The sequence below is a fragment of the Psychrobacter sp. GP33 genome (genome assembly GCF_014119005.1).
Taxonomy (GTDB): Bacteria; Pseudomonadota; Gammaproteobacteria; order Pseudomonadales; family Moraxellaceae; genus Psychrobacter.
This window is the reverse complement of sequence record NZ_JACGYX010000004.1, coordinates 1-22,796: the sequence shown is the minus strand read 5'-3', so window position 1 is coordinate 22,796 and position 22,796 is coordinate 1. Positions and strand designations below refer to the sequence as shown.

General features: G+C 42.5%; 16 protein-coding genes. 11 read left to right on the top strand and 5 right to left on the bottom strand.

All coding sequences use genetic code 11. From position 1 onward, the window contains the following. The first annotated feature begins 393 nt into the window (after positions 1–393). The 4 genes from xdhA (at position 394) to guaD (ending at position 7,187) form a co-directional block, all read left to right on the top strand. Positions 394–2,031, top strand: a complete 1,638-nt coding sequence (xdhA, locus tag H2245_RS06550) for a xanthine dehydrogenase small subunit (protein ID WP_182406602.1) — start codon at positions 394–396, stop codon at positions 2,029–2,031. A gap of 89 nt (positions 2,032–2,120) precedes the next feature. After that, on the top strand, positions 2,121–4,688 hold the full coding sequence (xdhB, locus tag H2245_RS06545) for a xanthine dehydrogenase molybdopterin binding subunit (RefSeq protein ID WP_182406601.1): 2,568 nt from the start codon (positions 2,121–2,123) through the stop codon (positions 4,686–4,688). Continuing rightward, positions 4,681–5,712 carry an XdhC family protein gene (locus tag H2245_RS06540; RefSeq protein WP_310734120.1) on the top strand — a complete coding sequence of 344 codons (1,032 nt, stop codon included), beginning with the start codon at positions 4,681–4,683 and terminating at the stop codon, positions 5,710–5,712. Before xdhB ends, H2245_RS06540 begins: the two co-directional genes overlap by 8 nt. Positions 5,713–5,795: 83 nt before the next feature. After that, the gene (gene guaD / locus H2245_RS06535; protein WP_182406600.1) at positions 5,796–7,187 is read left to right on the top strand and encodes a guanine deaminase; all 1,392 of its coding nucleotides are present in this window, start codon (positions 5,796–5,798) and stop codon (positions 7,185–7,187) included. Between the two features lie 243 nt (positions 7,188–7,430). Here the strand turns inward: guaD and H2245_RS06530 are convergent, their stop codons facing one another. After that, positions 7,431–8,012: a hypothetical protein gene (locus H2245_RS06530; protein ID WP_182406599.1), complete on the bottom strand. Its 582-nt coding sequence runs from the start codon at positions 8,010–8,012 to the stop codon at positions 7,431–7,433. Positions 8,013–8,236: 224 nt separating this feature from the next. On the opposite strand from H2245_RS06530, the gene hrpA reads away from it, so the two are divergent. Together hrpA and H2245_RS06520 are read left to right on the top strand one after the other, a co-directional pair. Continuing rightward, on the top strand, positions 8,237–12,517 hold the full coding sequence (gene hrpA / locus H2245_RS06525; protein ID WP_220464393.1) for an ATP-dependent RNA helicase HrpA: 4,281 nt from the start codon (positions 8,237–8,239) through the stop codon (positions 12,515–12,517). A 123-nt stretch (positions 12,518–12,640) separates the two neighbouring features. Further along, the gene (locus H2245_RS06520; RefSeq protein ID WP_182406598.1) at positions 12,641–13,240 is read left to right on the top strand and encodes a bifunctional 2-polyprenyl-6-hydroxyphenol methylase/3-demethylubiquinol 3-O-methyltransferase UbiG; all 600 of its coding nucleotides are present in this window, start codon (positions 12,641–12,643) and stop codon (positions 13,238–13,240) included. A 25-nt stretch (positions 13,241–13,265) separates the two neighbouring features. Here the strand turns inward: H2245_RS06520 and H2245_RS06515 are convergent, their stop codons facing one another. The 4 genes from H2245_RS06515 to pnuC form a co-directional block, all read right to left on the bottom strand. After that, the gene (locus H2245_RS06515) at positions 13,266–14,156 is read right to left on the bottom strand and encodes a DMT family transporter (protein WP_182406597.1); all 891 of its coding nucleotides are present in this window, start codon (positions 14,154–14,156) and stop codon (positions 13,266–13,268) included. A 94-nt stretch (positions 14,157–14,250) separates the two neighbouring features. Then, positions 14,251–14,907, bottom strand: a complete 657-nt coding sequence (locus H2245_RS06510) for a hypothetical protein (protein ID WP_182406596.1) — start codon at positions 14,905–14,907, stop codon at positions 14,251–14,253. A 57-nt stretch (positions 14,908–14,964) separates the two neighbouring features. After that, positions 14,965–15,552, bottom strand: a complete 588-nt coding sequence (locus H2245_RS06505; RefSeq protein WP_182406595.1) for an AAA family ATPase — start codon at positions 15,550–15,552, stop codon at positions 14,965–14,967. Then, positions 15,503–16,231 carry a nicotinamide riboside transporter PnuC gene (gene pnuC / locus H2245_RS06500; protein ID WP_182406594.1) on the bottom strand — a complete coding sequence of 243 codons (729 nt, stop codon included), beginning with the start codon at positions 16,229–16,231 and terminating at the stop codon, positions 15,503–15,505. The genes H2245_RS06505 and pnuC overlap by 50 nt, the downstream gene beginning before the upstream one ends. 282 nt (positions 16,232–16,513) lie before the next feature. Between pnuC and H2245_RS06495 the strand changes: the two genes are divergently transcribed. The 5 genes from H2245_RS06495 to dnaX all read left to right on the top strand — a co-directional run. Next, on the top strand, positions 16,514–17,659 hold the full coding sequence (locus H2245_RS06495) for a beta-ketoacyl-ACP synthase III (protein ID WP_182406593.1): 1,146 nt from the start codon (positions 16,514–16,516) through the stop codon (positions 17,657–17,659). Between the two features lie 210 nt (positions 17,660–17,869). Then, entirely contained in the window at positions 17,870–18,964 is a 1,095-nt protein-coding gene (prfA, locus tag H2245_RS06490; protein WP_182406592.1) for a peptide chain release factor 1, read from the top strand. A gap of 61 nt (positions 18,965–19,025) precedes the next feature. Beyond that, a complete protein-coding gene (locus tag H2245_RS06485; RefSeq protein ID WP_259365121.1) occupies positions 19,026–19,520 on the top strand; it encodes a hypothetical protein in 495 nt (164 codons plus the stop codon). A 109-nt stretch (positions 19,521–19,629) separates the two neighbouring features. Then, the gene (gene lysS, locus H2245_RS06480) at positions 19,630–21,159 is read left to right on the top strand and encodes a lysine--tRNA ligase (RefSeq protein ID WP_182406591.1); all 1,530 of its coding nucleotides are present in this window, start codon (positions 19,630–19,632) and stop codon (positions 21,157–21,159) included. A gap of 215 nt (positions 21,160–21,374) precedes the next feature. Next, positions 21,375–22,796: DNA polymerase III subunit gamma/tau (gene dnaX / locus H2245_RS06475; protein WP_182406590.1), on the top strand; the 1,422-nt coding region annotated here is incomplete at its 3' end.

Here is a 22,796-nt window from a genome sequence, read left to right as displayed (position 1 = left end):
TGTTGCCACTAACAAAGGATAGGTTTTCTATGATTAAAGACGTTTTCCGTTTTAAAACTCAGTAACAAAAAACTATACTTTTGTTTTTAGTTTTATTGATGAGATGATATTATTAATAAATACTAAATTCCAAAATTCACTTCGATTAAGCCTGAGCGAGTCAGTAGTCATATAGGCAGTCAGCTTATTCAATACATGTATAACTCTCAGTATTGATGTAGGTATGATGAGCATCATCGTATAAATTTTATGTTCATAATTATCAAATACTACCTTAAAGGCGGTGCATTGACGTGCGTCTATCTTTTGAGATATTGGTTGTTAACATTTTATTATTCGATTAGATAAAAGCATTCTTTTATCTCCCTTTTATTTTGACAGCCGAGTATTGCTATGATTAAATTTTATCTCAACGGCAAGCGCCATGAGCTTACCCACCTTAATCCTAATACCACGGTGCTTGAGTATTTGCGTCTGCATGCGCGGCAAACGGATACCAAAGAAGGATGTGGCAGCGGCGATTGCGGTGCTTGTACGGTCATGGCGCAGCGGTTGCCAATGGGTGACGCGAATAATTCTAAACCAGAGCCTTTTTATACGCTAAATTCTTGTATCACATTATTGTCGCTAATGGATGGTCATCATGTTATGACGGCATCTTATTTAGCGGAAAATCCTGAGAATCATCCAGAGCGTGCGCGCTTGCATCCGGCTCAGCAGGCCATGGTCGAATGTCATGGCTCACAGTGCGGCTTTTGTACTCCAGGATTTGTGATGTCGCTTGCCAGTGTGTATGAAAATAAACGTCTGGAAAAAGGTCAAAATGCTGCCAGTGGTAAACAAAATGATAATAATTTGAGTTATGACGATATTGTCGCCTCAATATCAGGGAATTTATGCCGGTGTACAGGCTACCGACCTATTATAGATGCAGGTTTGATGATGGGAAAAATTGGTCAGCAACGAGATACCGATCAAACAGCAGTAAAAAACTTAACTATAAACCTAGCCACGGATGCGATGGCAAATACTCAAATAAATACAAATCAAAAAGAGTCAATTTCTAAAACAGGAAGAATAGAACCGGCACTCACCGAAGGCTCGCGACAATTATTTATGCCACAATCTATTGATGAGCTGAATCAAGTTTTAGCAGCCCATCCAAAAGCGACTATTTGGGCAGGTGGCACAGACTTGGGCTTGAGCATCACGCAGCACTTAGTCGACCATGACGTCATTGTTCAGCTGTCCGCTGTTGAGGAATTAAAGTCTTGGTCGTTGGCTGATATCGAAGACACTGCTAACTCTCAATCATCCTCTCAAGAGTTAGTTCTTGGTGCTGGCATGAGCTACAAAAAAATGCTGCCAATACTTGAACAGTATTTTCCTAAATTTGCAAACTTGTTCGAGCGCATTGCATCCCCGCAAATCCGTAATATGGGCACTATTGGTGGTAATGTCGCTAATGCATCACCAATTGGTGATTTGCCGCCGATTTTATTGGCATTAGAGGCGCGTATTCATTTGCGTCACTGCGATATTTTAAATAACGACCTTGTCGGACAGCTTTATACTGATGAGACCATACCCTTATCAGAATTTTTCCTAGATTATAAGCAGACCAAGCTGCGCGCTGGTAGCTATATTGTTGCCCTTCATATTCCATTGATGCAAGACAATCAGCATTTATTTATTCACAAGATTAGTAAGCGTTACGAAGATGATATTTCTGCTTGTCTACTTGCCGCAAAAATTGCCCTTTCAGCAGATGGTATGACAATTAGTAATGCAAAATTCGGTCTAGGCGGTATGGCAGCGATACCACTACTAGCAACTCACTGTGAGCAAGCACTTATCAATCAACCTATTGATGTTGCTAGTTTTAAAAAGGCAGCACAAGTGTTGCCACAAGATGTCTCGCCAATGACTGATGTTAGAGCGAGCCGTGAATATCGCATGCACGTGATGCAGCGTTTGTTAATTAAATGCGGCAAACAATTAATAGAAAGTATGCAAAATGAAATCGCATAAAATTAGCGTTTGATCATTATGAAATCGCTATAGCATTAATACCAATAAAAAAAGAATCTCATTGCAAGAGTAACGAAAAGAGAATAACTATGAGCCATCATTCTAGCCTATTTGATAGTTACAGTATCCGCCGCGTGCGTCCACCCAAAAGTAAGATTGGTACTTCAGCCAAGCATGACAGTGCGATTAGTCATGTCATGGGGACGGCAACATATGTGGATGACATTTTGAAGCCGCAGGGTACTTTGCATTTAGCCGTTGGCAAGAGCAGTCATGCGCATGCACGCCTTTTAAGCATGGATTTATCAGCGGTAAAAGCGTCTGATGGCGTGATTGATGTCATTACCTTTAAGGATTTAACCGCAAAAACTGATATCGGACCTGTCTTTGATGGCGATCCGTTGATGGTCGATGAAATTACAGAATACGTTGGACAAACGCTATTTTTGGTGGTCGCCACCAGTCACCGTGCGGCAAAAAAAGCCGCGCTCAATGCAGTGGTGGAGTATGAGCCATTACCTACTGTGCTCTCTATCGATGAGGCATTAGAGCAGGAATATTTTGTGCGTCCCAGTCATTTTATGCAGCGCGGCGATACTGAAGCAGCGCTTAAAGATGCACCCATGCGTATTGCAGGGCATATTCATATGCTGGGGCAAGAACATTTTTATCTTGAAGGTCAAGTGTCGTATGTCGTGCCTTGCGACGATGGTGGGCTTGAAGTATATACCTCATCGCAGCATCCAAGTGAAGTACAGCAGCTGGTTGCTGAAGTGACAGACTTGCCATTTCATGCGGTGAATACTGTGGTGCGCAGAATGGGCGGCGGCTTTGGTGGCAAAGAGACGCAGGCGGCGGCTTGGGCGTGTTTTTGCGCTATCGTTGCTAAGCGTCACAATATACCAGTGAGTATGCGCCTAGATCGCCAAGATGATATGGTGGTGACGGGTAAGCGACATGAATTTGCTAACCGTTATGAAGTCGGCGTTGATGCATCCGGTAAAATAGTAGGCGTTGATATGCAGCTGGCAGGATTGTGCGGTTATTCACCTGATTTGTCCGATGCCATTGTCGATAGAGCGATGTTCCATTGCGACAACGCATATCATTATCCAACCGCTAATATTGCCGGTCACCGCTGCAAAACGCACACCGTATCGAATACTGCTTATCGTGGTTTCGGTGGTCCACAAGGTGTGATGACCGCTGAATATATGATGGATCATATCGCTTATACCTTTGGGCAAGACCCACTACAAGTGCGACTAAATAACCTTTATCAAAATGGTCAAAGTACCCATTATGGACAGCCAATCGAGCATTTTGATTTAGCGACTTTGATGGCAGATTTGGCTGATGATTGTGATTATCATCAGCGCCGTAAGCAAATTACCGAGAAAAACAAACAAGCCGAAGAAGACAGCAGCGATATCCGGTTTGGACTGGCGTTAACGCCAGTGAAGTTTGGTATCTCCTTTACTGTGCAAACTTTAAATCAAGGCGGCGCACTGGTTCATATTTATACTGATGGCAGCATTCATGTCAATCATGGCGGCACTGAAATGGGACAGGGGCTATATATCAAAATAGCCCAAATCGTTGCCAATGAATTTGATGTCGATTTAGATACCGTTAAAGTATCAGCGACACGGACGGATAAAGTACCTAACACCTCGCCAACTGCCGCTTCATCAGGGACGGACATTAATGGTAAGGCAGCGCAAAATGCCTGTTTAACGATTAAAAGTCGTATTATTGACTTTGCTGCTGAACACTTTGAGGTCGCGCCAGAAGCCATACGCTTTGAGAATAATCATGTTTATATTGGTGACAAGGAAACCTTTACCTTTGCTGAGATGATTATTCTTGCGTATCAACATCGTATCAGCCTATCGTCTACGGGCTATTATAAAACGCCAAAGATATTTTATGATCGCTCAAAAGCATGGGGTCGACCGTTCTTTTATTTCGCTTTAGGGGCAGCATGTTCTGAGGTTGAGATTGATACCTTAACGGGTGAATATAAAGTGCTGCGCTGCGATATTTTACATGATGTTGGGCAGTCGATTAATCCAGCGATTGATATCGGTCAGATTGAAGGCGGTTTTATTCAAGGTATGGGCTGGTTGACGACAGAAGAGTTGACATGGGATAAACAAGGCAAGCTGGCATCCAATGCTGCTGCTAATTATAAAATTCCTACCGCGCACGATTTACCGAAGCAGTGGAGCGTTAAACTCTTTGATCGTAAAAATGAAGAGCAGACTATTTATAATTCTAAAGCTGTTGGTGAGCCACCATTTATGTTGGCAGCGAGCGTTTGGTGCGCGATTAATAATGCAGTAGCAAGTTTAGGTAATTATAAGAAAAACCCAGAGCTTACCATGCCAGCAACGCCAGAAGCGGTGCTTAAAGCAGTCATGCGCATGGAAGGCGAAGCGTGGGATATCGATGCCAAAGTAGATGTTAATACTATTGATAGCTTAACTCAAGATGATGCTTGTGGTGTTGACGATGATAAAGTCAAACCGCAGCAAGTACGTCATGCCAAAGATATTAACCCACCTGAGGTTGAAGGAGAATTAGTTGACGATCAACCTGAAGCAATAGAAAACCCTAACGTAGCAACGGCTAGAGGCCCTGCTCACAGTGAATGATTTATTGTCGCCAACAATGCCGCCCACACGTTGGTATGATGGTCTAGCGCAATACCAACAACAAGGTATTGCGCATGTTTTAGCGACTGTTGTTGCGGTCAATGGTTCAGCGCCTAGAGCGTTACAGGCTAAAATGGTCATCACGACTGATAGCTACTGCGATACCCTTGGTGGTGGTGGTCTTGAGTACGATGTGATGCTGACTGCAAGGCAATTGCTAAATGGTGATATAGAAACGAACGTATCAAAAGAAGCTAAAGATAAAAAAGTAAATTCAAAAAATGCTTATAGAAATAGTGAAAGTAACACTGAATTGCTTCAAGCTAAAAAAGCGATTCGCCGTGATGCTGTTTATACTAAGCATTATCCACTGGGAGCTAAGTTGGCACAGTGCTGCGGTGGTAGTGTCACTGTGATGTTTGAATGTTTCAATGTGACGCCGCCGCTGTCGATATTAGTATTTGGCGCTGGACATGTTGCAGCAGCACTCATGACCATACTTTCTGAGTTGCCTTGCCAAGTGGATTGGGTAGACAGTCGTCCTGAGATGTTTGAACCTTATTTACTCAATAAATCACATGGAAAAGAAAGTTTACAGCAAGGTTTAAATGGTCTAGATACACCCACTCTTTACCAACTTCCTGCGCATATTCGACCGCATATTAGTGATGAGCCTGTTGATTTTGTACGACCTTTTATTGAACTATTTAACGAACAAGGTGGTCAGCGTTTTATTCTCATTATGACCCATGACCACAGCCTTGATTTTGATTTGGTGCGAGCGGCTGTCGATATTGGTTTGTCTAATGACAGTCTAAAAAATTCAATGCCCTATATTGGTTGTATTGGCTCAGCGACTAAGTCTGAGCGTTTTAAAAATCGTTTGCTCCAGCGTGGTTACAGTGCGCAAATCGTCAATCAATTGACTATGCCGATTGGGTTGCCAATCGGGGGTAAAGAACCTATGGCAGTTGCTGTTTCCATCGCTGCTCAGATTTTACAACAGTACAATCGTCAGCTATAGCATAGTGGTTGCACAATTAATTTATACTCTCATAACTCAACATTTAAAAGCTTGGTATTACTAAAGCGCTAAGAGGTATATTCATGACCCTACATATCTACCAAGCCCAATTGCTACATTATCTTACCGAAGATGATGTGGATAAGCGCTTACCAAAAATGCCAATAGTTGATAAAGGTGTCACGCTTATGCCTGTAGTTGCTGGCGTGAGTGTATATCCTGAGTATATTGCTAACGGTGCTTTAGTTGTCGATGATGCAACAGGTCTCATTGTCGATTACGGCAATAGTGAAACTATACTAGCCGATTATGCCAGTGCTCAAGAAGGGCTAGAACCCGTTCAGATTCATGACTATCGCCAAAAGCTTATCATGCCCGGATTTATTGACACCCATGTGCATTATCCGCAAATTGATATGATGGCAGCATTTGGTGAACAGTTGCTTGACTGGCTCAATAATTATACTTTTGTGACTGAAGCAACCTTTGCTGATCCAAAGATTGCGCAGGACACAGCCAAGTTCTTTTTAAATCAGCTGCTTGCTAATGGAACAACGAGCGCTTTAGTATTTTCTACCAGCCATCCTCAATCTGTGGAAGCCTTTTTTACCGAAAGTCAGCGACTTAATACCCGTATGATTACGGGTAATGTATTGATGGATCAAAACGCGCCTGCCAATTTGTGTGTATCAACTGAGCAAGGCATTCGCGATACGCAAAATATCATTGATAAATGGCATGAGCGCGGGCGTCAGCATGTGGCGATTACGCCGCGCTTTGCCATCACTTCAACGCCTAAGCAATTACAAATGGCGGGCGAGTTATACGCCAGTTATAACAGCGTTTATATGCAAACGCATTTGGCAGAAAATCATGATGAAATTGCTTTTGTGCGCAGTCTGTATCCCAATCATAAAGGCTATTTAGACGTCTATGATAATATGGGATTGCTCGGTCGACGTACTACCTTAGCGCATGGCATTCACCTTGAGACTGCTGAGTATGAACGGCTGCGCGAGACGGGCACACAAATCGCTCATTGTCCGACCTCAAATTTATTTTTAGGCAGTGGACTGTTTAATTTACCCAAAACCTTAAGCTACACCGGCGTGAGTATTGCCACAGATGTAGGCGCTGGTACAAGCTTATCGATGCTGACGACCTTGTCAGAAGCGTACAAGGTACAGCAATTACAAAGTAATCCCTTATCCGCGCATCAAGGTTTGTATCAAATCACACTTGGCAACGCCCAATCGCTGGTATTAGACGATAAAATTGGTAACTTTATGCCCAATAAAGAAGCAGATTTTGTGGCCATTGATATGGCGGCAACCCCGCTACTAGAACGCCGAATGGCACAGACTAAGACACTTGATGAGCAGCTGTTTGTGTTAATGATGCTAGGTGACGATAGGGTAATTCAGCAGACGATTGTTGCTGGAGTGAATCGTTATAATCGGTTGAGTGCTGCTTAAAGTACTCATGACATGAGTGTTTCTTGTATAAATATAGATAAATCCTAAGCATCGCTTGCATTTATTAAGCGGTGGCTTAGGATTTTTTATTTTGACTTTATAAGTTTTATATTTTAAGCGTAAAGGTTGAATTAAAAAACGGCAACTTTAATCACGCTTCAATTAACCCCATAATCTAACTACTTTGAAACAATAGATAGCCTAAGTAAATATTGTTATTTCTATCCATTATGAACAAAGTATTTAAAATCGATTATAGATTGGGATCATTTTTTCAAATTTATGCGTACGTCCTTCCCCTATAACTTTATTAGATTGAGTATCAATAATTTGAACTTGACAACTGGTATCTTCGGCTTCTATTTTTTCACCCATAAAATTAGTTTTACTTCTAAATTTTTCAGTTGTTGTCTTGCCCTTTAATACGTAATTTCCATTTGGTGTTAGGGTTGCATTTACAGCAACAACGCATAACAATGGCCAGTCTCCTAGTCCTTTTACTACTTTATGTTCATAAGTAAACGTTAAAGGTTTATTAGCCTCAATTATATTAATCGGTCTGAAACTACCTAGGTCTTTAAGTTCCATGTTTATAGTATCTGGCGTACCCACACGACTGTGTTTGAGTTGGATATCTATACGCTCAATAAAGCCTCGATCTATGAAGCGATTAGGGCTATAAAAACTTGAAGTGTCAATATCGTAACTCATTTTTGCAGTCTGAGCATTAGCGGAGGGTTGATAGGATTGACTACTTAGGCAACCCGTCAGCGAAATTGCTAATATTGGTAAAATAGTAATTTTTGTACATGACCAAATTGACATAGATTTTCCTTAATCTAAAGTTGTATTGTAAATTGAGCCTCTTAGGTTGTAGGTGATTCTAACGATTTTTATCGAAATTACTAGAATTAAATTTATAGTATGCATTTAAGTAAAAATATTAATTATCGCCAATGTAATTCTTATCAACATATTCCTAGCTTGAATCACACTCTAATTAACCCCATAATCTAACTACTTTTAAACAATAAATAGCCTAAGCAAATATGCCTAATACTCTGCAAAATATTCAAGAAAACGCCCATCTTGCCCAAACAGAAAGTTTAAGCGCTGATGCGAATAATAAACATCGAGCAGATACAGTAGCTCAAAACGCTATTTCTACTGCTGATTTACCTGTACTTGCCAAAGATGAGTATTATCTCAGCCGCCTTGAACGTGAACTGGCGCGTGCCAAATCGTCTAAAAGCTCTGCATCTAATAGTGAGTCTAATTCAAATAGCAAACACAGTGAAAGCTTAGAGAAAAAGCACGCTCAATTTGAAAAATTAAAAACCCGCTCACAGCAAGCGGTACAAGCGCGCATAGACAGTATTCCGGCTGATTTACCTGAAAAGTTAAATCTTGATTTGCCGGTGAGCCAACGTGCAAATGATTTAATACAAGCGATTATTGATAATCAAGTGATTATCGTTGCTGGCGAGACCGGCTCAGGTAAAACGACGCAGCTGCCGAAGCTTGCTATGCTTGCAGGTCGCGGGATACGAGGTCAAATAGGGCATACACAACCACGACGGCTTGCAGCACGCAGCGTGGCAAACCGGATTGCGGAAGAACTGGGTGAGCAGTTAGGTAATACTGTCAGCTTTAAAATTCGCTTTAATGAGCAAGGGACTGCGCAATCTGTAGTCAAGCTGATGACCGATGGTATCTTATTGGCTGAATTGGGTCATGATCGATTTTTGAGTAAATACGATACGATTATTATTGATGAAGCGCATGAGCGTAGCCTTAATATTGACTTTATTATGGGTTATCTTAAGAAGCTACTGCCCAAGCGTCCTGATTTAAAGGTTATTATTACTTCGGCAACACTGGATACTAAACGCTTTAGTGAATACTTTAGTCATTACGATGCCAAACTTAAACGGAAAATACCAGCGCCCATTTTTAATGTTGAAGGTCGCAGCTTTCCGGTTGAAGTACGTTACCGCCCACTGACTGATGAGCCGGTTACCAGCTCAGATGATGACAGCTATGATAACTTTGAGGAAAATCTACCGCGTGCAGTGGTCGCTGCTGTAGAGGAATGCTTTAGCGATGCGCAAAACAAAGGTCATGCCGATCAAGCCGATATCTTGATATTTGCCGCCACCGAAGCTGAGATTCGTGAGCTACAAGAAGTCCTTGAGCGGCACGGTCCCAAGCATACTGAAGTGCTGCCGTTATTTGCGCGGCAAACTTACGAAGAGCAGCAGCGCATTTTTCAGCCGTCTGGTCGCGGTCGCCGTATTGTTATCGCGACTAACGTTGCTGAGACTGCATTGACCGTACCTGGTATTCGTTATGTCATTGATTTAGGATTTGCGCGTATTTCACGCTATTCCTATCGCTCACGCGTCCAGCGTTTACCGATTGAAGCCATTGCCCAAGCTGCCGCCAATCAGCGTAAAGGTCGCTGTGGTCGTATTGCGCCTGGCGTTTGTATTCGCCTTTATAGCGAGGAAGACTTTAGTGGTCGTCCTGAGTTTACGGAACCCGAGATTCTACGTACCAACTTAGCATCTGTTATCTTACAGATGGCAAACCTGCGTTTAGGCAGTGTCGATGACTTTGAATTTATTGAGCCACCTGATAGTCGTCTAGTCACCGATGGGCATAAGCTGCTTAATGAGCTCGGTGCGATTACCGAAAAAGATGACAAAGTCGTCAGTAGCACCGGTACTACAAACAGCAAGTCAAAACGGCAAGGTTTATATCATTTAAAACTGACACGTATCGGGCAGCAAATGGCACGTATGCCCATCGATCCAAGGCTGGCACGTATGCTGGTTGCAGGTAGTGATTTTGACTGCATTCGTGAAATGCTGATTGTCGTTGCCGCGCTTGCCGTGCAAGATCCACGTGAACGTCCGGCAAATAAGCGCACGCAAGCGGATCAAAAACATGCCGAATTTCGTCAAGATGATTCCGATTTCTTATTTTATTTGAGTCTTTGGAAAGCGCTGTTCGAAAAAGATGAGGATGGTAATAAGCTATCGGGAAATCAGCGTAAACAGTTTACTAAAAAGAACTATCTTAGCTTTCCACGCGTGCGCGAATGGCATCAAACCCATAAGCAGCTGGTACAAATGGTCACTGAGCTTAAGCTGACTAATGAGATATCTAATGGCAAGGCTGATGCTAAAAACAGTGCTAAAAATGATGAATTAGCCAATAGTGATCCAACGGGCGTTAATGATGAAGCGCTAAAAGCGGTTAAATATGCCAATTTGCACCGCGCATTATTAACAGGCTTATTATCTATTATTGCCCATAAAACCGAAAATCGTGGCGAATATCTAGCAGCACGTCAGCAAAAAACCAAAATCTTCCCCGCTAGTACGGTATTTAAGCAAATACCGCCTTGGGTGATGGCGTTTGAGATGGTGGAGACGTCGCAGGTCTTTATGCGCACGGTTGCCAAAATTGAGCCGGAATGGATTATTTCAGCTGCTGGTAACTTATTAAAATACCATTACTTTGAGCCGCACTGGTCGAAAAAAACCGGTCGCGTCAAAGCTTATGCACAGATTAGCTTATTTGGGCTGATTATCATTGGTAAGCAGCTGACCAACTATGAACAAGTCAATTTGATTGAATCACGCGAGATATTTATTCGTGATGGTCTGGTCACGGGTAACTTGGGTCGCGCGGCACCATTTTTACAGCATAATCTGGATAAAATTGCTGATATTGAGCGTATTGAAGACAAATTGCGCCGACGTGATTTATTGGTCGATGAAGAGTCGCTGTATCAGTTTTACGATAAAAAAATCCCTGAACATATTGCCAGTCGCAAAGCCTTTGAAGATTGGCGTGCCGAAGTAGAAAAAACAGACACTAGGCATTTATTCTTCACTGATGACGATGTTTTAAATAGCCAAGCGCCAACCACAGGCGACTTCCCCGAAGTTTGGAAGTTAGGCGATTTGAAATTGCCGCTACGTTATATCTTCGATCCGGCCAGTGATGATGATGGGGTTACTATTCGGGTGCCATTAGTGGCACTGCCGCAGCTGGATGCGATTGAGTTACTATGGGGAGTGCCCGGTTGGCGCTTTGAGCTGGTATTGCAGCTGCTCAAATCGTTACCAAAAGAGATTCGCCGCCAAATCGTACCGATTCCTGATACTGCTGACAGCTTATTTGATGAGCTACAACCAGCGCAATCGCAAGGATTGCTTAAACAATTATGCCAAGCGCTACATCGTCGAGGGATTATGTCGGTGACGCCCGATAGCTTTAATCCGTCCACCATTGACCGCTATCTACAACCGCAAATCTGTGTGGTTGATGATAAAAATCGCATTATCGAAAAAGGTCGTGACCTACAAACCTTACAAATACGCCATGCCAGTGAAACTCGCCAAGCGGTGAATGAGCAACAAGGCGCGCATACTAATTTTCCTGAACATTTTAAATTTAGTAAAAGTCATCATAGCGCCGGCGTGGTGATGAAGCAGTTTGCCGCTTTGGTAACGGATAAATCTGGCGAGGCAGTATCAATCCATCAATATACTGACGTGAATGCTGCCCTACAAGCGCACCGTATTGGCGTCTTAACGCTCATTAAAAAACAGCTGGGCGCTAAGAAAAAACAGTTAACCAGTCAAGTTGACGCTGTATTTAAGCTAGCATTTGCACCGCTTGGCGATATGGAAAAACTCAAAACCATCGTTATTGATGCTGCGTTAGATGCCGCAATTGAAGAGCATTATGTGCTGTTTGATCACAGTGCTGATTTACCAGAAAGCGCCGATAACATTGCTGTAGGCTTGTCAGAAGAGCTACCATTTACGCTAGAAGAATACCAAAAAACGGCTGAAGTGGTCATTAGCAATTTCTTATTAACCGGACAAGCGGTCATTAAGACCCTTAAAACTGTCTATACGCGCTGGCAACGTATTCGCCAAGGGCTGTTAATGATGGATCGTGAAATCTTTGGCGAATCAATTGACGACATCGAAGACCAGTTGGAAGACTTGCATCTTGCCGACTTTGTTTATCGGATGGATTATAGTCATTGGCAGCAGTATCCACGTTATTTAGAAGCGCTTGAGATTCGCCTTGAGCGCCTTGAGCACAATATTGAGGCGGATTTAGACGGGGTTTATGCGCTCGATTTACATATGGAGCGTTTATCTGGTCGTGCAGATAGCGAGAAAATTAGTGAGTATCGCTGGATGGTGGAAGAGTATCGTATTCAATTGTTTGCTCAGCCAATGAAAACGCGCATGGCAGTGTCGCCGAAGCGTCTGAGTAAAATTTGGGATAAGATGAGTTAAGGTTAAGGCTGTTTAATTAGTAGTAAAGTGGGTGAGCTATATGTTAATGGAAAATATATGCTCTACTACTCTACACTTGAGCCACTCTAATCATTAGAACTTAACTGCTATAAGGGAAATAACATGTGGGATGAACGCTACAGTGAAGCTGGTTTTGCTTATGGCACAGAAGCCAATGACTTCCTAAAGGAAGAATTTCATAGAATACCAAAAGGCGGGCGTGTGCTGTGTATTGCTGAAGGCGAGGGACGTAACGCAGTATTCTTAGCTCAAAACGGTTACCAGGTCACGGCAATGGATTTGTCTGAAGTGGGCTTAAATAAAGCACTAAAATTAGCCAAAGACAAAGGCGTTATGATAACCACTCAGGTTGCAGATTTGGCTGATTATGCGTTAGGTATAGAGAGGTGGGATGGTATAGTCTCTGTTTGGGCGCATCTGCCAGAGGCCATACGCCAACGTCTTCATACACAGATTGCGCCAGCGCTAACGCAGAACGGGGTATTTATCCTAGAAGCCTATACTTATGAGCAAACTACTATGGAAAGCGTCGGTGGACCACCTTCAACGCAACAAGAGCTGTTTATGTCATTACAAAAACTACAGCCAGAACTTGCAGCGCTTAAAAAAGTAGTCGCTATTGAGAAACATCGAAGCATTTCAGAAGGAATGTACCATCATGGTTTGAGCGCAGTCGTTCAGTTTGTTGGTGTTAAAGAATAGCCTAGGTAAAATGTATTCTATATTACTATGCTTCTTTGACCTTATCCTTACCCAAAATAAATACCAACACCGCACCCAAAATTATCGTACTTACCACCATAAATCGTACTGTCAGCGGCTCAGCTAAAAATAGCATGCCTGCAAAAGCAGCAAGTACCGGTACACAGAGCTGCACAACCGCTCCTTGTGTACTTTTCAATAGTGGTATTGCCATATACCAAATGCTGTACCCAATGCCAGATGCTATTGCTCCTGAAGCACAAGCTAATAATATGCCCTCAATGCTGATATTTTTTATATTACTCATACCTACTAATAACAGTATTGGAATGGCGATTAGGCTTCTGATAAAGTTACAACCTGTCGTTCGCAGTGGTGAGATACAGGCTTTGCCGCGAATGCTATAGATGCCCCACGCTGTACCACTAACTGCCATCAGCAATGCGCTGATTGGAGAGGGCAAAGCCGCTGACGGCAACATTAAATACACAAAACCGATCACTGCCACTATAAAAGCTGCCCATTGTAAGACACTTAAGCGCTCTTCTTTATAAATACCCCAACCTATCATAGTCAGTTGCACGGCTGAAAATAAAATGAGCGCCCCAGTGCCCGTATCTAGCTTTACGTAGGCAATCGAAAAACATAGCGTGTAAATCAATAGGCTTATACTACTTATCCAACTACCTTTGTCGCCTAAAATGGCACTATTAGCCGCTTGGTTAAAGTCACTCTTACGTTTTAGATTATAAGTATAAATTGTCATGATAATACTAAGACAGAGCGCAGCACTTAGCAGACGAATGACCGTGAAATTCCAAGGGTCAATATAGTCTTCTGCTAACGCCATTCTACAAAACAGCGAGTTCGCGGCAAATGCAATGAGAGCAATAACCGTATACAACGTAACTTTCAAAAGTTATCCCTAATAATGTCTAAGTTTTGTAATAAGGGCGCATCGCTATCAAAACCTAGAGCTTCTTTTATCCCTGTTCATTAACAAATCTCTATCAAGAATTCACTATTCGTAAATCTGCAATAATTTGCTCTAAATGTACCTTACCTTGAGCACTCCAGACATTATAAAAACATTTATTTTGAGGTATAAAAATATACGCTAGCCATTTCCCTGAAGGGTCACCCCCTTCATGACCATAGCTTAATATGCTACCGTCTTTATAAGTAATGTTATAGGGCCAGTTATTAAACGCGTCTTTAGGATCTGCCGTACCTGCATTGGCAACCCCATAGGCACTACGTAGTTTTGGCAAATCATACGCGACGCCCCAACCGCCAGAGAAATTAGCGCGTCGAACGCTATGCCCAGTGAGGTGCGCGGACGCTTTCCTTGGCAACGCTAGAATCGGACATAGTAGTTTACTCTCAGCTTTTAGCCATTCTTGCTGGTAAACTGCATCAGTTTCACTATTAGTAATAGTAGGATTAGACCAAGGCGCTTTGGTGGTTACCTCATTGCCATTAGTAGCAGGGATATTCTTATTATTAGCGGAATCAGTTGGCACATTAATCGAAATAGGAACGGGATAATTTGAGATTGTCTCCGTCTGAGCAATAGAATGAGAAGAGAAGCCAGATTCACAAGAGACAATACCGACACACATTGTCAGTGATAATAGGGTGATAGGTAATTTATAAAGAGATTCCATAAATCTTCCTTAATCGTTGTAGTAAGATATTGATTTATCCGTAATTTTTAACGTTTGCTATTTATATGCCTCAAGCCAGTTCACTACTTGCTGAACGCGCTCATTTTTATCGCCGCCAATCCGCAGAAACGATTTATGATGACGAGTCAGTTCGGCGGCAAACCGCGCGCTTATGTCTTCACGTTCATGCGGACTGTCTCGTAAATCGTCAGCGACCCACGGGATATCGACTTCGGTGAGTAAAATTAAATCGTAATGATGTGCTAAAGCAGCTTTCGTCAGCGCATCTGGGCAGTCATCATAATACCAATAGGCATAAATCATCAGCTCAAATAGACTTGTGTCACAAAACAGAAAGCCACTTGTCCGTTGCTCAGCTTGTAAAGCGAGCTTGTTTTCTAGCGCTATTTGACCTTGCGCTATCGGTAACAAGTCTTCCCACGTGCAGGTTTTTTGCTCACTATCCCATTTATCTTGCAAATAAGTGCGCATATATTCTGGCACCCAAGGACTACCAAAATGCGCGGCTAAGTCGCGACATAAGGTAGTTTTCCCGGTACTTTCTGCGCCCAAAATTGCAACATTGATAACTGATTTAGGCGTATGCTGCGTTAAATTGAACGCGATAACGTCGTTGCCATTCATAATATGCCCAGATTGCAATGAAGGTAAACACCACGTACTGTAGTGCGGTGAAGGTCAGACCTTTATGAAAGTACAGCGGCACTGAGATGGCATCAGCCACGATCCATAATAGCCAATGTTCGATTTTACGGCTGGCCATCAGCCACATCGCCATCAAGAATAGTGCGGTCGTCAACATATCGGTATAATCGACCCATGTAAATAAATGCAAACCGAGTATCGCGCCATCAAAGCTAAAGTTATTGTTAATAACAGGACGGAAGTAATAAATCAGCGCTACAAATGCGACAGTCATTGTTGCTAGTACTGCCATAATGGGTATATCGCTTGACTGAATATGCTCGATAGCCAAGTCGTTTGGCTGCTGTCTGTCTCGACTTGCATTACCATCATTAACCTGACCCGTACTTACTTTATTTTTCGACCAATTTACCCAGCCATATAGACTCATGGCAGTATAGTAGGCATTGATAAACATATCGCCAAATAACTGCCACTTCCATAATAGGTACACAAAAATGGCGGTGCTAACAAGTCCAATAGGAAAGACTAAAATATTGGTTTTGCTGGCAAGTAATACGCTTGCAACCCCAAATATCACGGCGATTAATTCAAGCCCAATAAATAGGGTGGAGTAGTCGGCATACTGACCGAATAGCCAGTCAAAAAGTGCGATCACTGTCTGTCCTTAGTTTTACTTTTAATAAAAGTGGGTATTTTAATCATAGCCAATTATACTTAGGTTTGGCGTAATAAAGACAGTCTTTGCTGGTTCACTGCGCGAAACGGATTATTTGTAACAAACGATTAGAAATATAATATTATTCAGGCATAATAAAGATATCGATTTTAAGTTTACAGTTATTCACCGAACTAATATTCATTAAAAATAGCCTTATGCTATTTTTTCTCACCTTTATGCTTATATTTAAGCGATTAGTAGTAGACAAGGAAGCTTATCATGACGACTTGTATCACCGGCACTGGCTTATACATTCCTCCATATAGCATCAGTAATGAAGAGCTGGTAACCTCATTTAACCAGTACGTGGATAATTATAATGAGCAGCATGCTGAGGAGATAGCCAGCGAAGCCATCCCTGCGCTACAACATTCTTCTGCAGAATTTATCGAAAAGGTATCCGGTATTAAGTCACGTTATGTGATGGAAAAAGAAGGTATTTTAAACCCTGAAATTATGGCACCGGTCATTGCGCATCGCGATATGGATAAAGAATTGTCCGTAATGGCAGAGATGGGTACAGCAGCGCTATTAGCGGCGTTAAAAGATGCTGGTTTAGAGCCAAATGATTTGGACGGTATTATCCTTGCTTGTTCAAACTTTCCGCGTACGTATCCTGCGTTATCCATTGAGATTCAAAATGGCATTGGTATGGTTGGCGGCTTTGCTTTTGATATGAATGTGGCGTGTAGTGCAGCAACTTTTGGCATCGCACAAGCGCATGGACTGATTGTATCAGGTCTGGCGAAACGGGTGGCAATGGTCAATGTTGAGATTACCTCAGCGCACCTAAACTGGCGCAACCGTGATAGCCACTTTATCTTTGGTGACGTGGCAACTGCTTGTATTATAGAAGATTTGGATACGCCAAAAGGTTATGAGGTGTTGAATGCCAAGCTATTTACTCAGTTTTCAACCAACATCAAAAACGAATATGGCTTTATGGATCGCTCAGAATACTTAGCTGCAGGCACTGGGATGTATCCTGATATTAAAGAGCCGGTCACGAATAAATTGTTCTTACAAAATGGTCGCAAAGTATTCCGCGAAGTCTGTCCAAAGGTGTCTGAAATCATCACCGAACACTTACAAGCTAATGACTTGCAAGCCGATGAGATCAAAATGATGTGGTTGCATCAAGCCAATGCCAATATGATTGATTTGATACTACGAACGGTCGTGGGTAAAGACGCCGATAAAGCCATTGCCCCAAGCGTCATTGCAGAATTTGCCAATACCAGCTCAGCCAGTCCGATGATTGTGTTCCATCGTTATAAAGATTCCCTAAAATCTGGCGACTTGGGCGTGATTTGCTCATTTGGGGCGGGTTATTCGATTGGCTCGGTATTGGTGCGTAAAGTTTAACCAGTCACTTAATACTATAATTAGATTCGTCCTTATTTAAAAAATAGCCTAGCCCACGCTTGGCTATTTTTTTGCTTTAAACTTCGCTAATTATGTTTATTTATAGATTTTTGATGAGATAAGCCGTAAGTTTACGCAGTGGTTTTAATTTCACCGCAAAAATTTGCTATAATCGCGGTCTTATTTCCCTCATTTAGATAAAGTTACGTTATGAAAGAATCCTTGCGCCTACGTTTAGACCAGATGGTGGATCGTTATGAAGAGGTGACCGCCTTGTTATCCGATCCTGGTGTCATCAGCGATAATAATAAATTTCGCGAGTTATCGGTTGAGCACAGCGACTTGATGGATATCACCACTTTATGGTTGAATTATGGACGCGCAGAACGCGACCAAGCCGATGCCGAAACGATGTTAACTGATGCATCAGATCCTGACATGAAAGAGATGATGCAGGATGAAATTGATGATGCGCGCAATGCTATTATAGACATGGAAGAAGCATTGAACGTCATGATGCTGCCAAAAGATCCGAACGATAAAGTCCCTGCGTTTTTAGAAATTCGTGCTGGTACGGGTGGCGATGAAGCAGCGATATTCTCTGGTGACTTGTTCCGAATGTACCAAAAATATGCGCAGACGCAAGGCTGGACTCTGGAAGTATTGTCAGCTAATGAAGGCGAGCATGGCGGTTATAAAGAGATTATTACCCGTGTCTCTGGCAACAGCGTTTATGGCCGGCTAAAGTTCGAATCGGGTGTGCACCGTGTGCAGCGTGTGCCTGAAACCGAAAGCCAAGGTCGCGTACATACTTCAGCTTGTACCGTTGCAGTGATGCCGGAAGTTGAGATTGATGATACGGTTGATATTAATCCTGCGGATCTAAAAATGGATACCTTTCGCTCAAGTGGCGCGGGCGGTCAGCACGTTAACACCACAGATTCTGCCGTGCGCTTGACTCACATACCGACAGGAACCGTGGTAGAGTGTCAGCAAGAACGTAGTCAACATAAAAACCGTGCGCAAGCCATGAAAATGCTGATTTCAAGAATTCAGCAAGTTAAAGTGCAAGCACAAGTTGATGCTGCCGATACGATACGTCGTAATTTGGTCGGTAGCGGTGACCGTTCAGAGCGTATTCGTACTTACAATTTCCCGCAAGGTCGTATGACGGATCACCGTATTAATCTGACGCTCTATAAGCTTGATGCGATTATGGAAGGCGATATGGATGAGTTACTTGATGCATTGTTACGTGAGCATCAAGCAGACTTAATGGCGAGTATTGGTGGCGGCAGCGAATAACATAATCAGTAACTATTTAATGATTATGCAGAAGCCATGTAATTAAAAGGTAGCGGTGATTATGATAAAAATTAATAATGACGTATCTTTAAAATTAATGGTAAATCATAGCTCAAAAATTGCCATTTCAATGTTTATGGTCTTTTGTTTGTCTGCATGTGGGATAACGCCATCCTCAACAGTGCAGACCCAAACGCCGGTAACTGCGGTTGATGTCACTAAGAATACCCCTAAACCGACCACTACCGTTGACCCGTTAGCGTATCAGGGCTGTGTGTATCCGCCTGCCGATATTGTGCAAGCTTGTACCGCGAATGAGGGTACAATCACGAAAGTCGGTCGTCAACAGTGTCATCAATGCATAATATCGTATGCAGATGCGGGAAAATCCTGCCAAGATAGTGCTGACTGTCAGGGAACTTGTGAGAATAAGGGAGAATTTATTGCTCCTGGATTACCCAATCAGGTCGGGCAATGTACCACTGATAGCAGCCCCTTTGGCTGTCGTCAATTGATTAAAAAAGGTATTACGCAACCTGCAATTTGCGTCGATTAGTCATAAAAATTATTTTCTAATCTATTTGTTTTCTAATGTATTGCTAATTTATTAGATTTATTTACCCTTTTTATTATTCCTCTAATTATTCAACAATTTTGAGAGTGTTATGTCAAAGCAAAAAAATCAAGACCCAGTCCCAGCGGTAGAAGACGCTAATGAATTGATCGCTCAGTTGCAATCCAAGCTAGACGAGATAAAGGCTTCAGGTAAGCAGCCGTATCCGAATCAATTTAAACGCACCGATTACGCTCAAGACTTGCAAACTGCCTTTGACGGACTCTCAAAGCAAGACATTGCCGGTAATGACGCTAAAGGTGAGAAAACTCAGGTAAACGTTGCTGGTCGTGTGATGCTGAACCGTGGCGCGTTTATTGTTATTCAGGATATGACTGGTCGTATTCAGTTATATGTGGCACGTAAAGAGCTTAGTGAAGAGACGCTGGCTGGTATCAAGTCGTTAGATTTAGGCGATATCGTTGGCGTCTCAGGTTATATCGGTCGCTCGGGAAAAGGTGATCTATATGTACATATCGAAGAGATTAGTTTGCTGACTAAGTCGCTGCGTCCGATGCCAAATAAGTTTCATGGTTTAGCGGATGTTGAAGCCCGTTATCGCAATCGTCATCTTGATTTGATGACCAATGAGGCAACGCGTGATGCCTTTATGATTCGTAGCCAAGTTATTAGTGGTATCCGTCAGTTTATGTTGAACGAGCGCTTTATGGAAGTTGAGACGCCGATGATGCATCCGATTCCAGGTGGTGCGGTAGCTCGTCCGTTTGAGACGCATCATAATGCGCTTGATATGCCATTATATTTGCGTATCGCGCCTGAGTTATATTTAAAGCGTTTAGTAATTGGCGGCTTTGAAAAAGTATTTGAGATTAACCGTAGTTTTCGTAATGAGGGCGTGTCAACCCGTCACAATCCTGAATTTACGATGATTGAGTTCTATCAAGCCTATGCTGATTATCATGATTTGATGGACTTGACTGAGCGTATGTTTGCAGAGCTAGCTAATAATATTTTGGGTAGCACTGAGATTACTTATCAAGAAGAGGCTATTAGTTTAAAAGCCCCATTTGCCCGTCTGTCTATGTCTGATGCAATTGCCCAATATGCGGAAGGCTTTGATATGACGCGTATTGATGATCGTGAGTATCTAGCGGATTATGTCGCGAACACTTTAAAGCAGCAAGTCAAAGATGTCTTTGGTGTGGGTAAATTAAAAACCATCGTCTTTGAAGAAACCGCTGAACATCAATTGCGTCAGCCAACCTTTATCACTGAATATCCGGCTGAAACTTCTCCGCTAGCACGCCGCAGCGATGACAATCCTGAGATTACCGATCGTTTTGAGCTGTTCGTTGGTGGTCGCGAATTGGCAAATGGTTTTAGTGAATTAAATGATCCTGCTGACCAAGCTGAACGTTTCCGTGGACAAGTTGCTGAAAAAGATGCTGGTGATGATGAAGCGATGCATTTTGATGCCGATTATATCGAAGCATTAGCTTATGGCTTACCGCCAACGGCAGGTGAGGGTATTGGTATTGACCGTTTAGTAATGCTATTTACCGATTCAGCAAGTATTCGTGACGTGATTTTATTCCCACATATGCGCCGTAAAATGGATTAGTAAGTTGCTATTTACGGGGTAGCTATTAATTCAAATTAGTAGTGCGCAAACAGAGATTACCATAGCAAGAAGCCAGACGAATGCGCTGGCTTTTTGCTATAATAAACACAGCAAAATAGCTCTTTAAATAGCACTTTTATTGACTTGTTACCTTTAAATAGAAACATTAAATAAAACAATTAAATCGAACCAGTCACTTGGCAAAATGGATAGATATGACTCAGCAATATCAAGTCTTAGCGCGCAAATATCGCCCCAAAAACTTCCATGAGTTGATTGGGCAAAATCATGTGTCGCAAGCACTAATTAATGCCATTGATTATAATCGTTTGCATCATGCTTATCTATTTACCGGTACGCGCGGCGTGGGTAAAACGACTATTGCCCGTATTTTAGCCAAATGTTTGAATTGCGATATGGGTGTAACGAGCACCCCGTGTGGCGTGTGTGATAACTGCGTGGCGATTGACCAAGGGCGCTTTATTGACCTGATTGAGATTGATGCCGCCTCGCGTACTAAAGTTGAAGATACCCGAGAGCTGCTTGATAATGTGCCATATGCGCCGAGCCAAGGTCGCTATAAAGTGTACCTTATTGATGAAGTGCATATGCTATCGACGCACAGCTTTAATGCGCTGCTCAAAACTTTAGAAGAACCACCTGAGCATGTGAAGTTTTTGCTGGCGACTACTGATCCGCAAAAGCTGCCGATAACTATTATTTCACGCTGCCTGCAATTCGTTCTACGTCCATTGTCACAAACCTTGCTTAGTGAGCATTTAGCAAATGTATTAACCCAAGAGCACGTGAGCTACACTCAACCAGCATTATGGCAGCTGGCAAGTGCGGCTAAAGGCTCAGTACGGGATGCGCTATCATTGACGGATCAAGCGATTGCCTTTGGGCAAGGCGCGCTTGATGATGTGACTGTCAATGAAATGCTTGGTTTGATTGATGCTGCTGACTTAGTACGTTTAATTAATGATATTTATAATCATGATAAGTCTTCTGTTGCCATGCATATTGAGCAGATGCGCGCCCAAATGGTCGATGCCACCAGTATGTTTGATGGACTAGCAGAATTGCTTCATCAACTGGCATTAACTCAGCTGCTACCTGAAGTCGCGTTGAATGTGAATGAAGCACAGGCGCAAGCGATAACGGTGTTGGCTCAGCATATCAGCCCTGATGTCTTGCAATTGTATTATGAGATTGTGGTGCAAGCGCGCGAAGGCATTAAGCTTGCTAGTACGCCGATGCAGGCGCTGGAGATGTGCATTTTACGTCTGTTAGCGTTCCGTCCATTGCCAGTTGATGAGATGTTGGTAACGTCAGTTACGCCAGCTATTAATAATCCAACTTCTTTAGCTGCTAATGAAACTATTGTTGCTGCTACGCATGAATTGCAGTCTTACCGTATCGACCAAATTGCTGCTGTTGATAGCGAAACGCCAGTAAAAAATAAACAACAGTTAAATGAAGCAGAATCTTATTTATCAAAAGATACTGTCAATAGCTCTGCATATTTAAATCTTGATTCGCATAATTTAGCGGACAGACATGACGTTGAAGAAGAACCAATTGTAGAACCAATTGTAGAACCAATTGTAGAACCAATTGTAGAACCAATTGTAGAA